This window comes from Anabaena sp. UHCC 0187, from assembly GCF_009712035.1.
Taxonomy (GTDB): domain Bacteria; phylum Cyanobacteriota; class Cyanobacteriia; order Cyanobacteriales; family Nostocaceae; genus Dolichospermum.
Window position 1 is genome coordinate 170,702 of sequence record NZ_VILB01000013.1, and the last position, 14,605, is coordinate 185,306.

Consider the following 14,605-nt stretch of genomic DNA (forward strand, 5'->3'; position numbering starts at 1 on the left):
TTTAATCCGGTTCAACAGTGGCATTATCCAGGTAAAGCTGGAAGTCAATGTTAATTGTGTCACCTGCACTTTCATTGAGTGTATTACCAGCAGCCAAACCCCGACGGTCTAAGAGTCTGCGGAGAGTTGCACTGGGATTAACTCCACGTTTGAGGGTAAATAATAAATTATTACTTGTACAAGCAGTATTTTGGCTAGTACCAGCACAAACAACAGATTCACCTCTCAGCGTCCCCGTGGTGATATTTTTCAGAGTACCGTTGTCATTACTCCTTTGAAATCTGCGCGATACTTCGTCACAACGACGTTGAGCCGTCCAAGGTGGTGGAAAGTAAGCATTAGAAGTCCAGCGAACTATTGTTACTTTTCTACTATCTTGAGTACGGACAAAGGTAACAGGTATACCTTTACTTTTGCCACAGTAAAAAGTTGCCCCTTCAGCATAACTGGGCTGGTTGATAGTCGCAATTGTTGTTAATGCTGTCAGGGAAGCTAGGGTGACAGTTTGTGTTAACCCTATCCACGGTTGACTAAATAACCTTTGTTTCATAACTTTAGGTAATTTTTATGATATTAATTTGATACTGTTCTTATAATAAATTATATGTAAACATGAGCAAGTTTGGGCAACTCACGGACTAATTTATATTCAAAACGTCTTAACCATGTAGTTCCATAGTAGGGGTTTAGCACTGCTAAACCCCTACACATCTCGGTTTTTATTTAAATATTTGGGCGCTATGAATTATGAAGGTTAATCTTGCCAATGACTAATCCCCAAAACCAGTTAGGATCAAGGTAATCGGAATTGATATTTTCAAGCATCCACTGGAGAGAAGTGTTTATGAATCTGGTTGTACTCCAGAACTGGCTAGATAATGCCTCTTTTGCTGTCTTATTCTGTACGATGTTGGTGTATTGGGTGGGGGCGGCTTTTCCGAGTTTATCGGTGACAGCGGCTTTGGGAACAGCCGGAATGGCGATCGCTAATTTGTGTATGGCGACTTTATTAGGGGCAAGATGGATCGAAGCGGGTTATTTTCCCCTGAGTAATCTCTACGAGTCTTTATTTTTCCTCACTTGGGGAATTACTGCTGTCCATTTAATTGCCGAAAATAGTAGTCGTAGCCGTTTGGTGGGAGTTGTGACTGCACCTGTGGCGATGTGCATTGCTGCTTTTGCTACTCTGACTTTGCCATCAAATATGCAGGCATCAGAGCCTTTAGTCCCTGCTTTGAAATCTAATTGGTTGATGATGCACGTTAGTGTCATGATGTTAAGTTATTCCGCTTTAATGGTAGGCGCATTGTTAGCGATCGCTTTTTTAATTGTAACTCGCGGACAAAACATCCAATTACAAGGTAGTTCCGTTGGTAATGGAGGTTATCGGAGTAATGGCTATAAACTACTTAAAGCTGGTGAGTTAGTTACATCCACACCCGCTGCGGAAACTAATGGTTTTTCTCGTGTGGAAAGTAATAACAACGGAAGTGGAACTGCGGTTTTGGATTTAGTCACAACCACTCCTATTCAAACCACTGAAATTCTTTCACCTCAACGCCTAAACTTAGCTGAAACTCTCGATAATATCAGCTATCGCATCATTGGTTTGGGATTTCCTCTCCTCACAATTGGGATTATTGCTGGTGGGGTTTGGGCTAATGAAGCCTGGGGTTCTTACTGGAGTTGGGACCCCAAGGAAACTTGGGCGTTAATTACTTGGTTAGTTTTCGCTGCTTATCTGCATTCTAGAATAACTCGCGGTTGGCAAGGGAGAAAACCGGCAATTTTAGCTGCTGCTGGTTTTGTGGTGGTTTGGATTTGTTACCTGGGTGTGAATCTTTTGGGTAAGGGTTTACATTCTTACGGTTGGTTTTTGTAAGTACATTTCTTTTTCTCCCTTTTCTTTTGAGAGGGGGGAATTTTTTTATCTCACGCTCCAGGCGCGGAGAGAATTTTGAGCAAATTGTATACAATGTACTATACTGAGATTGAAGAATTTAGAAAGATTGTATATGAGTCATCAATTTGACAGATTAGATGAAAATGATGTGATTTCTATTAATCCCGAAAATTTTGATAGATTAGACGTATCTAAAACTTTAACAGCAGTGGAATTAATAGAAGCCATTAAAGATTATATAGGTGCTGACGATCCGGACGCAAAATTATTTACAGCAGGTATAGAAGCTAAGGTACTCAGACCTGGTGATAGCTGGAAAAAGGGGAAAATTAGAGTTGCTATAGAATTTTTATCGGATGAACCAGAAGTAAAAAAAACCATTGTCAATAATAATTTAGGAGTAAATCAAGAAACTTCTCCGTTAGATGATTTACGCGACAAACTCAAAGATATTGAAAGTTAATACTCAATTTTTTATAACCAGCCCTTATGCTTCCTAGTCTGACGCAATTTGGTATCTCCAGTTTGTTTATGTTTTTCGTTCTTTCGACAAGATACCTAATTGTATCTTCGCTGCTTTATTGGTTGCTTTGGGTTCGTCGTCCCCAGTCTTGGGAGGTTCGTCGTCTTCATGATCTGGATAGACGGAAGAGTAAAATGAAGAGCGAAATTAAATGGTCCATCTTTTCCTGTCTTATTTTTGCTTTACCCAGTGCTTTTATCATGGAAATGATTGCATTAGGACAAACAAAAGTTTATGTTAATCTTACAGAATATGATTGGTTGTATTTACCTTTGAGTTTATTTATATATTTGTTTATCCACGATACTTATTTTTATTGGACTCATCGCTGGTTACATATCCCTAAAATATATCGTCGCTTTCATCAGGTGCATCACGAATCTATTAATCCTACTCCCTGGACTTCTTTTTCTTTTGATCCAGTTGAGAGTATAATGACGGCAATTATTATTCCCATTCTGGTTTTTATCATTCCCATTCACATTAGTATGATCCTTTTATTACTAACATTAATGACGATATTTGGCGTTGTTAATCATACAGGTTATGAGGTTTATCCCCGTTCCTGGATGCGTGGTTTTTGGGGTAAAAATTGGATTACACCAACACACCATACTCTTCATCATCATAAGTTTAATTGTAATTATGGTCTTTATTTTCGGTTTTGGGATAAGTTGATGAATACAGATGTAATGACAAAAATATGGCTTAAAAAATGACATGGACTTTACTTCACGCCCAAATACATCGTACCATCCGCGCCCGTCATCTATTTGAGCGCAATCAACAGTTATTAGTCGCGGTTTCTGGTGGACAAGATTCTTTATGTTTAATTAAATTACTATTAGATCTACAACCTAAATGGGGCTGGGATTTAGCCATAGCCCATTGTGATCATTCTTGGCGCGAGGATTCCCAAGCTAATGCTCATCATGTTGAAAATTTAGCACGAAGTTGGAATACGCCCTTTTATTTAGAAACGGCTAATCAACCTGTTAATAGTGAAGCTACAGCCAGAAATTGGCGATATCAGGCTTTAACGAAAATTGCCCAAGTTCATAATTATCAATATATTATTACCGGACACACTGCTAGTGACCGCGCGGAAACTCTATTATATAATTTAATTCGTGGCACTGGTGCAGATGGTTTACAAGCTTTAACTTGGCAGCGTCTACTAACTGATAATATTATGTTAGTGCGTCCATTATTAGAAGTTAACCGTTCCCAAACAGAACAGTTTTGTCAAGAGTTTAATTTACCAATTTGGGAAGATTCCACTAATCAAAATTTACAATATGCGCGAAACCGGATTCGTCAAGAATTAATCCCCTATTTAAAAGCAAATTTCAATCCCCAAGTAGAAGCAAATTTAGCGCAAACAGCCGAACTTCTACAAGCAGAGGTAGAGTATTTGGAACAAACAGCCCATCAGTTGCGTCTAGAAGCCTCAGTACAGGGCGAGAAAGGTAATTTAAAGGTAAACCGCTGTATATTAAAAAAAGTACCCCTAGCTTTACAACGTCGGGTCATGCGTCAGCTACTTCAAGAAATACTTCCTGATGCCCCTAATTTTGAACACATTGAAAAAATCACGGCTTTAATTACAGCCCCCAATCGTTCCCAAACAGATCCTTTCCCTGGGGGTGCGATAGCAATAGTAGAAGGAAACTGGATTTCCATGAATTACAGCAGGATTTAGGAGTCAGGAATGAAAATATTCCCTGTTCCCTGTTCCCTGCTATAGTCAATCCTTCTTTTTTGCTAAATCAATGCTTCGGGTAAGTTGATCAAACTTTGGAGAGTCTGACGCATTTCACTAATAGTCTGAAGTTGAGAATCACCAGTTGCTTGCACTTGAGTTAAAGATTCAGCAACCTTTTGTAATTGATCCCGTAATCCATCAATAGCATCCTGAATAGGTTGCAGTGCTTCTTGATAAAGATTGACTCTCCCCCAACATTCTGCAGTAGCAATTCGTAAATTCAGCAATTTCTCCTCTAGGTTGTTGACTTCTTGACGCTTTGCTGCGATTTCCTGGGTTTGATGATCAATTTTCCCTTGTTCTGCGGCAATAGCAGTCAGCATTTGGGCTATATCACCCTCTAGCTTTTGAAGTTCCGCAGAAGTTTTCCGTTTCTGGGCTTCAAGCTGCAAAACCATTGATTCTAAATTGCTAGATTCACCGCTGACAACAACTGGAATACCTTTTCTTTGCGACAATACAACTTGGTTTTGGTGGAGAGTTTTTTGCTGTCCAACTAAATTGCGTCTTTGTCCGACTAAGCTTTCATTTAGCATCTGGTAAAGATCCTGTTCGTCAGCTAGTTCCGATTCTAAATTGATCTGTTCTTCCCCAAAGCAATGTTCAATTTTTTCTTTGAGTTCTCCTATAAGTTCTTCCTTGTATTTGAGTTCTTGTTCTTGTTCTTGGACAAAGTCAGAGTCCCTATCTAATTTCTCCTGCCAGTCTTGGACCATTTTTTCCAATTCTGCCAGAGGCATTCGCTGCAAGGCTTCTACATCAATTTCTGGTTCGGTAACTTCAGTGTCTGTATTAGCTGCTAAGGTATGAAGCTTTTCGTAAAACTTTTCCTCAGTTTCCAAATGCTGTTTGAATATGGCAGTCAATTCCTGCTTATTGTTAACTATGGCTGTCTTTAATTGCACTTGGGTAATTTGTTCTGCTAAAGAACTTTGTGCCTGTTGCAATTCGTTTTGGAGGTTGCCCAAGGTTTGAGCAAGTTCCTCTCCCCCCTGCTGCTGTTGATTAGCTGCATGAAGTTGGATCTCTAACTTTTGCCAGTGTAGGTTCAGTGTATCTTGTTGCTTTTCGGCTAATTCAAAAGCATACTTGAGAATTTCACTAACTGTTTCAGTGGGAGTAGCTTGACTAGATAAACGATCAAGTAAACCACCCAAGAACTGAATACGCGCTTCGTCTACAGCCTGAGACTGTCGAGAATCCGATTTTAGTTCTTCCAAACGGCGTTGTTCACCTCTCAGATGCTCCCAAGCACCTTCCATTTCATGACGATTGCGTTCAAGCTCTGCCCGTAGCTGATCAATTTCCGTTCTAGTTGTATCAACTTCCTGTTGTTGTGTGTCTAAACGTTCAAAATCATGCTCCAGTTGTTGTACTTGTTCCCAACGTGATTCCATCTCCATTTCCCGACGATTCAGTTCTTGAACCTGAATCATCAGTGACTGTTTCCACTGATCAATTTCATCTTCCTTGAGCTTAAACTTTTCCACCTGTCGGGAAAAATTCTGCAAAATATTTACCAGTGGCCGACCTGCATCTTGAATCCGCTGTACTTGACGATTCGGACTCAATTCCACTAGTACCAAGGAACCATCATTTAATTTGCTGGCTTCATCAGCAACAATCACTTCGTCTGGGATGGGACTCCAATTCTGATCATTGCGTTGACAAGCGAGCAGTTTGAGTTCGCTTTTGCCACCACCACTGAGTAAGCCGCCTTTTTGTTTTTGTACTTCTGCTAAATACAGCACACCGTCAATCCTTTTGATGTACTTCGTGTCCGTGTTTTAGGATATACCTTAGATTATTCTATTAACTTATTTTCTCAAAACCAGTTTATCAGCACAATCAAAATAAAACTATTTTCTTAGATATAACAGATTACCTCCCTAATATATATTTTCAACTAGTAGACTGATAATAACTTCCGTGTAATTACTGCCCCTAACCTTATGATATTACAATATCTTCATCTTTTTCCCAAATAATTTTTCTTTTTGGACTACTTGTATACAGAATCATTTTGCTACTTAACTAGTTTATCCATATTGACCCCAATAGCACTAAGATCAGCACAAATTCTGAATATTTAGGGATAAGCACCAGAAAAGTGCGCGTCAAATTTAGAAAAAGCGAGTTAGTACAAGTTATCCTTTCCTTTCCACCCAGTCCAGGCAAGGGTTTCATCTGAACTGAGTCTTATTCACCTTTACCCCTGTGGAAACATGAGAAAAATAAATGACAATACAGGAGTCAATATCAGGGTGTAGGGAGTAGAATCAGCCCATCAATAAATTTCATAGGTTCTATTTTGAATATGCTTAATTCGGATTCCTGCTGCGAGCAATGTCAAAATTTATCAAGTAATCACACTGGAATGACAAGGAGTATTTTGTAGCTAAATGCAGGGAAACTTAAACGAGATTGATATTTACAGCATCTTACAACTGATCGAGTTAGGACAGCGGACTGGACAGTTATGGGTAGAAGCTCACACATCACATCAAAGCAACAAACTCAGTGGAGAAGAAAATTTCAAGTATCGGCAAGGGGGGGAAAGTAAACCACAGTCATGGTTTGTATTTTTTCTAAATGGTCAAATCGTCTACTGTCAAGCAGGTGACAGTAGTTTATTGCGGATTGATGATTATTTACGTCACTACCGAGTTAAAAAGCGACTTGAATCCAAACAAATTGCATCCCTAACATCTACTAATTCTCCAGAGTATGCTTATATCTGGGCGCTGTTGGAGCAAAACATTATTACCCCAAAAATTGCTCGAACTATTATTTATGGTCTAGTCCAAGAGACTTTGTTTGATCTTTTGAGCTTACACCAAGGCAGTTTCATTTTTGATTTAGGGACAGCACTAGTACCACAATTAACAACCTTAGAAATTGCTCCACTAGTTGCCAAAATCACCAAGCAGGTGCAAGAATGGAAGCAATTATACCCACACATTCAATCAACAGAACAATTACCTACTCTAGCTGACATCGCTAAATTAGGTTCTTCATTACCAGAAGCTACAGTAAAAAAGTTACACAACTGGGCTGATGGAAAAACTTCTTTGCGTCAACTAGCTCGCTATCTAAACCGTGATATTTTAACAGTGGCAAAAGCTATATATCCTTACGTGCAGCAAGGTTGGCTACAGCTAGTATATTCAGATACCCGTAGACTCAACAAACAAAAACAAAACTCGGAAGTAAAAAATTATAAGGGAAGGATAGTATGTATTGAAGATACACTAGTGATTTGTGAGACGATAGAGTCAATTTTAAAATTACAAGGGTATGAAACGATTTCTATCACTAATCCCTTGCAAGCCCTGAGTCTCGTTTTTCAACTTCAGCCAGATTTAATTCTCTGCGATATTGCTATGCCGGAATTGGATGGTTATGAAATTTGTGCCATGCTAAGGCATTCCACAGCGTTTCGGATTGTCCCAATTATTATGCTAACTGGCAAAGACGGATTTATTGATCGCGTTCGTGCCAGGATGGTAGGAGCAACAGATTACCTGACTAAACCCTTTACAGATCAAGAATTACTAATGCTGGTAGAGCAATATCTCAGTCCAGACTATTATACAGGGATACAAATAGGATACAAGACTTGTTGATTGGGTACAAGATCAGGTAAAAGATGTTATCACAAGAATAAAATCAGTTCTCTCACCAACTTCCATATACAGTAAAGTAGTGAAACAATAGACTTAATTTATACAGTTAATCTTTGTCGTCAGCGTAAGTTATGTTTCCCAAGGGAACGTCTAAATCAGGAGGTAAATAGACATTTATGAGCACAGTTCTAATTGTTGAAGATAGTATCGCCCAACGGGAGATGATTACAGACCTCCTCAAAGCTAGTGGCTTAAAAGTCACCCATGCAGGCGATGGCGTGGAAGCTTTAGAGGCGATTCAAAACACACCTCCCGATTTAGTGGTTTTGGATATTGTCATGCCCCGCATGAACGGATATGAACTCTGCCGTCGGTTAAAATCCGATCCCAAAACCCAAAATGTCCCTGTAGTCATGTGTTCTTCTAAAGGTGAAGAATTTGATCGCTATTGGGGGATGAAGCAAGGGGCAGATGCCTACATAGCTAAACCTTTCCAACCAACTGAATTGGTGGGAACAGTCAAACAACTGCTGCGAGGATAAGGATGAAAATAATATGGTTAGCAAACCAGACTTTTTAAGTGGCAGTGGGCAAGATCAATTCCGTCCGGAATTGCAACTAGAAAGTCCTGAAGGTGAGTTACATTTGCGGTTTTATCTACCCTCACGTCAGGAATTTGCATTACAGGCTACGGGAATTCGGGAAGTAATTGAACTTAGTCCTGATCGGATTACACCAATTCCTAATACATCTCCCTTACTTTTAGGGACACTAAATTTACGGGGACGCTTGATTTGGGTGGCTGATTTGGGGCAATTTCTCGGTGAAACAACCCCATTAAACACGGATTGTGCAGAAATCCCTGTGATTGCCATTGAAGATCAAGACACGATAGTAGGTTTAGGAGTAGAAGAAATCTGTGGGATGGACTGGCTTGATGTACAGTATCTAATGCCACAAAATAACGTACCAGATGCTATGGCTCCGTTTTTACGTGGTGAGTGGTTATTTGATACGGAAACACACAAAAAATATCTGCGACTATTAGATCAAATAGCAATTTTACGAAGTGCGCGGTGGGCAGGATGAACTTGGGAGGGAGGAAATGGTAACACGTATAGAAGATGATCAAGATCCAACTTATGATCAGGCGAGAATAGCCTATGAACAACAGGACTATGAATTAGCTGCGATCTTAATTAATAAGTTGGTGCAGAATTTACCAGATGACCCTGATTCACATTTGTTAAGGGGACACATATACTATGTTTTGCAACAATACGATGTAGCAAAAGAGGGATATAAAAACGTATTACATCTAACAGATGATCAAGAACTGATTCGTCTTGCTAATGATTGTCTAGGAAACATTGATCAGTATACGCAGCCTTTTGGCAATAACGAAGCAATGGATGCCTTATCTTCTGAACTGGTAACAGAGGATTTGAATAGCAACAGTTTTGAACTGAAGTCCTTTGCAGAATATGAACCACTGCTAGATACTCTAGAAAATCCGTCTTTATCTAGTCCTTTTGCCAGTCATCCAGATAGTATGGATTTCGACAGCAATTCATTGGATATATCTGCTGATATGAGTGATGATCCCTTTGCTTTATCAACTGAATCTGCCACCAAGGATAATGATCTGATATCAGATCAACTAGAGTTACCTCCTTTTTGGCAAGAAGAGATTTCTTCAGATCATAATCATGGGGGTATTAGTGATAATTTAGCTAATGGCAGTTCAGTAATTACTGAGCAGGCTGAAAGCTATTCACCTTTTACAGAAACTAACTTCTCAACTCATGATGACTCAGAATATGAGCCGGAAATGTTGCTGGAGGAAGATATAGATGATCATTTTGGAGACTTAAACCTCAGTCAAAAAGATGACTATTTAGGGATTAACGACCAGGCTATCAACAATAATATAGAAAATAATTGGCAAGATAGCCTAGAGGATGATTTGTCCCTGATTGACGAAAATAGTTGGGTAAATGAGATTTCTGATAGTCAAGCTGAAGCACTTCCTCAAGCTATGAACATAGCACCTGTAGAAAGGAGAGAATCAAATCAGCATCAAAAAATCTCACCATCCTTTACCAACAATTCTGCGCCACCAAAACAGCAGTTTAATTTCAACTCTGCATCAGAAAAAACTAACTTTAATGATGATAGTTTTGACTTAGACGCATTTGAATCCGCTTTTGGTGCAGAAGATGATGCAGATTTTGGTTCGGAAACCTTTATTTCTACTGGAAATACCAATAATATTTTAAGTGGAGAAAGTAATAAGAATAATATAGAGTTTTTAAACGACTTTGATGAATTTGATGATCTCGGTGATATACCAGGATTTGAACTCACCGAAGATGGCACTTTTAGCAATGGGGGAATGCTATCAGAAGCCCTAGATAGTCGAGGCAATTCGACAAGTCAATTTGCTGATGACTCATCCAGTGATGACATGGGTGATCGAGATGAAGAACTATTCACAATTACCGGCGCTCAAGAAGTAGTTCCCGTCTTCACTCAATCAGACGTTGCCAAAATAGAACCTAACGTAGCTTTTGAACAAGGGGTATTTGCATTCTTTGAAAATGCCTCCTTAGACAAGAAGCAATGGTATATAGCTGGAACTGTAGGTTTGGCATCAGCCGTGATTGTTGCCCTGGTTAGCTCGGTAGCAACGTTAATTTCACCGGCTCAACAACGGGAATCAGTCAGAAACACAGGCTGGTTAATGGCCTTAGCCGCAGGAGCTACAGGTGCAGCTACCGCTGGGTTTATGGGTAATCTCACCCTTAAACAAATTCGCCGCACTACCAAGGATCTGCAAAATCAGTTTGATTCTGTGCGTCAAGGCAATCTGAATGTAGAAGCTACAGTCTATTCCGAAGATGAATTAGGCTACTTAGCTACTGGCTTTAACGATATGGCACGGGTAATTTTTACAACTACCAATGAAGCCCACCGTAAAGCCATTGAACAAGAAGAGGCTAAAGAAAACCTGCAACGTCAGGTAATTCGCCTTCTAGATGACGTAGAAGGGGCAGCCAGAGGAGATTTGACAGTTCAAGCCGAAGTCACAGCCGACGTACTCGGAGCCGTAGCTGATGCCTTTAACCTGACAATTCAAAACCTGCGGGATATTGTCCAACAGGTAAAAGTGGCAGCACGGGACGTAACCAAAGGTTCAACTAATTCAGAAACCTTTGCTAGAGCCTTGTCTGGGGATGCTTTACGGCAAGCAGAAGAGTTAGCTGTCACCTTGAATTCCGTACAGGTGATGACCGATTCTATCCAACGGGTGGCAGAAGCCGCTAGGGAAGCAGAAACTGTAGCCCGTGATGCTAGTAAAATCGCTCAGAAAGGGGGAGAAGCGGTAGAAAATACGGTAGCAGGGATTTTGGAAATTCGAGAAACAGTCGCAGAAACTACCCGAAAAGTGAAGCGATTGGCAGAATCTTCCCAAGAAATTAACTCTATCGTCGCCATAGTTTCCCAAATTGCTTCCCGTACTAATTTATTAGCTCTTAATGCCAGTATTGAAGCGGCAAGAGCCGGAGAAGCGGGTCGAGGATTCGCCATTGTAGCTGATGAAGTGCGACAGTTGGCAGATCGCTCGGCTAAGTCCTTGAAAGAAATTGAGCAAATCGTGATGCAAATTCAAAGCGAAACTAGCTCAGTAATGATGGCAATGGAGGAAGGAACACAACAGGTAATTCATCAAACTAAATTGGCTGAAGAAGCCAAGCGATCGCTAGATAACATTATTCAAGTAGCCGATCACATTGATCTTTTGGTAAGATCAATTACCAGTGATACCGTAGAACAAACGGAAACTTCTCGTGCGGTAGCACAAGTAATGCAATCCGTGGAACTAACGGCACAAGAAACCTCTCAAGAAGCACAGCGGGTTTCTGGAGCCTTGCAACATTTAGTGGGAGTATCCCGCGATTTGATTGCCTCCGTGGAACGCTTCCGAGTGGAAACAATCGAATCAAGGTAGGAGGCAAAAGTAAAAAGGCAAAAGTAACAATCAATGTCTACCTCTATGCCTCGTTTTTTACCTTTTTTGTTTGCTATACGCCTTTTCTTTAACCTCTTACCTTTAGTATCCTGATTTAACTTATGACTATGCAGCCGGAACAACAACAAAGGATTTTAGGTTATTTTCTCGAAGAAGCTAGAGAACACCTGAACACCATTGAACAAGGATTACTGAATCTCCAAAGCACTTTGGAAGATTCAGAAATGATTAACGAAGTCTTCCGCGCAGCCCACTCCATCAAAGGTGGTGCGGCTATGCTAGGTCTGAGTAGTATTCAGCATACATCACACCGTCTGGAGGATTGCTTCAAGCTTCTGAAAGAACATCCTGTTCAAGTAGATCAAAAATTAGAATCTTTGCTGTTAGATGTCTGTGACACCTTAAAAGCTCTGATAGACCATCTTGGTAATCCCTTCGGTTTATCAGAGGAAAAAGCTCAGGCTCTGATGTCTAAAACTGAACCAGTGATGCAATTGCTCAATGATCATGTAGAACAACTGGTAGGTCAAGGAAATACGGTCAGCACAAGCTTTGAAAACACATCTGTAATCCATTCACAACCAAATATACCCACACAAGTACAGAAAACACCTGTAACAACTAGACAAAATCAGGATTGGACAGAGTTTCAAAATCAGGTTTTACAAATCCTCCGGGAAATGTTGCAACTGTTTAAACAAACTAACTTATCGTCTTCACGGGAAAATCTGCAAAACTGCTGTCATCAATTAGTTTCAATTGGGAGAGACTTAAATTTATCAAATTGGTGCAGTTTGTGTGAATCTGCTGCTCAAGCTATATCCAATCCCAATAATAGTTATCTGACTTTAGCTAAAATCATTATTACTGAAATTAAACAGGCTCAAGAATTAGTTCTCCAAAATAGAGACGGAGAAATTGCTATTAGTCAACAACTAGAAACTCTTTTTCCTTTACCAGAACTGGAGTTATTGGAATTTGACGAACCAGAAACCAGCCTACCTTTATTTGCTGACACAGCAGAACTAATTTTAGAACCGTCAACACCAGTAAATGTTACTAATAAAAATGGTTTTGCTGATCAACCTTTGCTTAATCATGATCACCATCACCCGATAATCTTTACCAACAATAATATTGATCACAATGGGCCAGAAGTAGGAATTTCTGAATTAAATACCCTGGCAGATTTATTTGAAGGTGATACACCTGATTTAGATGATAATTGGCAACAAGAAGAAATCATAGGAGATATCACTAACTATCAACTGCCAATTACTGATAGTGAAACTGAGGATAATAATCAAGATTTAGATGATTTTCTCTTCTTTGAAGATGACAAAAAATCTGAGCCAACTGCAAGGAATGAAGAAGATTTAACTCTCTTGTTTGATGACGATTTATTAGAAATAGATAATATATCTCTATCAGAACTGGAAACTGAAACAGTTAATTCTCAACCTATAGAATCTAGCAATCTGTTGCCTCATGATCCAAGTTTACAATTCCCAGAAGATGATGTATTGGCAGAATTAATTTCAATTTCTAGAGAATCTCGTCAGGATAATCCAGAAAATGCGGCAACCATTACTAATACCTTAGAAGAATTATTGACATTTGCAGAAGACGATGAATTCAATGAATTGTCGTTTACTGCTGAAACAATTGAACCAGAAAATGTTGCCATTGCTGAAACAGTTGAACTAGAAAATATTGCCATTATTGAAACAATTGAATTAGGAAATGTTGCCAGTGCTGAAACTTCTACTGAACCTGAAACTAATTTTGATAGTTTGTTCTCTGCGGATGACAGCTACTCCAAGGATATCAAAAATGAAGATGCTAATTCTCTAACGGAAATTATTCCCACAATAGTAGAAACAGCAAAAATAAAACCATCAGCACCAGAAAGTTTATCCTTAGATAATCTATTTACAGAAGTAGAAGAGGATATACCTCTGCTCACAAATGAAATTGATGATTTATTTGGTATACCAGAAAAAACACCTAATATTTCTAATTCAATAGATAATTTAGATAACTTCTGGGATGATTTAGAAACATCAAGCTCGCAAGTCCCAGCTTCAGTTAATCAAGATGTAGCTCAAGAATTAGAGGAAAGTTTATTTAGTGCATCCGTTGAAATTGTTAGCAAAAATCAGAAATCAACTACCAATAATAGTTTAAATGGAGCAGAGTTTGATCTGGTTCTCCAAGAGCAAGAAGAATCTTTTAATCTATTCTTCACCTCAAATACTAATAACGAGGTGCAAGACATAGATAATTTATTTGGTGATCTTAGTGATATTCTAGATTTCAACTCTAGCAATGTTCCTAATGTTGAATCTAGGGAATTGTCTTTATCAGAAATTAATCACTTTTCCCAAGCTCCAGAAGAACTCGATTCCATACCAGAATTTACGGTTCAGTCTACAGAAACAACTGCAAATCTACAACTGACTGAGACTGTTGAAGACATCAGTGACAACAACTTATCTTTGTTTGTAGAAGAAATAACATTGACTTCAGATAGTGTTTCTGAAGAATTAATTCCGAACATTGATAGTAGTGAATTGTTAATATTGGGCGATGATTTAGAAACAACATTATTTGCAGCAGAAACTGATTTAGATTTTCATGCTACCTTTGCTGATTTTAATTTAGAATCTAGTCCAAATTTACCAACAGAACTATCACCAGATATTTTGGCTGTGGGTGAAACTTCTCCACAATTAGAGTTGGAAACTACAACTGA

11 protein-coding genes are annotated in these 14,605 nt (G+C 39.2%); 9 read left to right on the top strand and 2 right to left on the bottom strand.

All coding sequences use genetic code 11. From position 1 onward, the window contains the following. Position 1 precedes the first annotated feature (1 nt). Positions 2-550: a COP23 domain-containing protein gene (locus FJR11_RS13760; RefSeq protein WP_168504571.1), complete on the bottom strand. Its 549-nt coding sequence runs from the start codon at positions 548-550 to the stop codon at positions 2-4. Between the two features lie 294 nt (positions 551-844). On the opposite strand from FJR11_RS13760, the gene ccsB reads away from it, so the two are divergent. The 4 genes from ccsB (at position 845) to tilS (ending at position 4,128) form a co-directional block, all read left to right on the top strand. Further along, on the top strand, positions 845-1,882 hold the full coding sequence (gene ccsB / locus FJR11_RS13765) for a c-type cytochrome biogenesis protein CcsB (RefSeq protein ID WP_168504573.1): 1,038 nt from the start codon (positions 845-847) through the stop codon (positions 1,880-1,882). 133 nt (positions 1,883-2,015) lie between these two features. Next, a complete protein-coding gene (locus FJR11_RS13770) occupies positions 2,016-2,366 on the top strand; it encodes a KGK domain-containing protein (protein ID WP_168504575.1) in 351 nt (116 codons plus the stop codon). Between the two features lie 68 nt (positions 2,367-2,434). Next, complete coding sequence (locus FJR11_RS13775; protein ID WP_254444752.1) at positions 2,435-3,145, top strand: sterol desaturase family protein; 711 nt, start codon at positions 2,435-2,437, stop codon at positions 3,143-3,145. Next, positions 3,142-4,128 (top strand): tRNA lysidine(34) synthetase TilS, encoded by a 987-nt coding sequence (gene tilS / locus FJR11_RS13780; protein ID WP_168504579.1) that lies wholly within the window; start codon positions 3,142-3,144, stop codon positions 4,126-4,128. The genes FJR11_RS13775 and tilS overlap by 4 nt, the downstream gene beginning before the upstream one ends. 62 nt (positions 4,129-4,190) lie before the next feature. Here tilS and hmpF read toward each other — a convergent pair whose 3' ends face one another. Next, positions 4,191-5,942 carry a pilus motility taxis protein HmpF gene (hmpF, locus tag FJR11_RS13785; RefSeq protein WP_168504581.1) on the bottom strand — a complete coding sequence of 584 codons (1,752 nt, stop codon included), beginning with the start codon at positions 5,940-5,942 and terminating at the stop codon, positions 4,191-4,193. A gap of 651 nt (positions 5,943-6,593) precedes the next feature. Here hmpF and FJR11_RS13790 point away from each other — a divergent pair. From FJR11_RS13790 to FJR11_RS13810, 5 genes are all read left to right on the top strand, one after another. Continuing rightward, complete coding sequence (locus FJR11_RS13790) at positions 6,594-7,817, top strand: response regulator (protein WP_168504583.1); 1,224 nt, start codon at positions 6,594-6,596, stop codon at positions 7,815-7,817. A gap of 176 nt (positions 7,818-7,993) precedes the next feature. Further along, the gene (locus FJR11_RS13795) at positions 7,994-8,359 is read left to right on the top strand and encodes a response regulator transcription factor (RefSeq protein ID WP_168497908.1); all 366 of its coding nucleotides are present in this window, start codon (positions 7,994-7,996) and stop codon (positions 8,357-8,359) included. Between the two features lie 13 nt (positions 8,360-8,372). Further along, entirely contained in the window at positions 8,373-8,906 is a 534-nt protein-coding gene (locus FJR11_RS13800) for a chemotaxis protein CheW (RefSeq protein ID WP_168504585.1), read from the top strand. Between the two features lie 16 nt (positions 8,907-8,922). Continuing rightward, positions 8,923-11,829: a methyl-accepting chemotaxis protein gene (locus FJR11_RS13805; protein ID WP_168504587.1), complete on the top strand. Its 2,907-nt coding sequence runs from the start codon at positions 8,923-8,925 to the stop codon at positions 11,827-11,829. 128 nt (positions 11,830-11,957) lie between these two features. Next, on the top strand, positions 11,958-14,605 hold a 2,648-nt coding region (locus tag FJR11_RS13810; RefSeq protein ID WP_371417554.1), incomplete at its 3' end, for an Hpt domain-containing protein.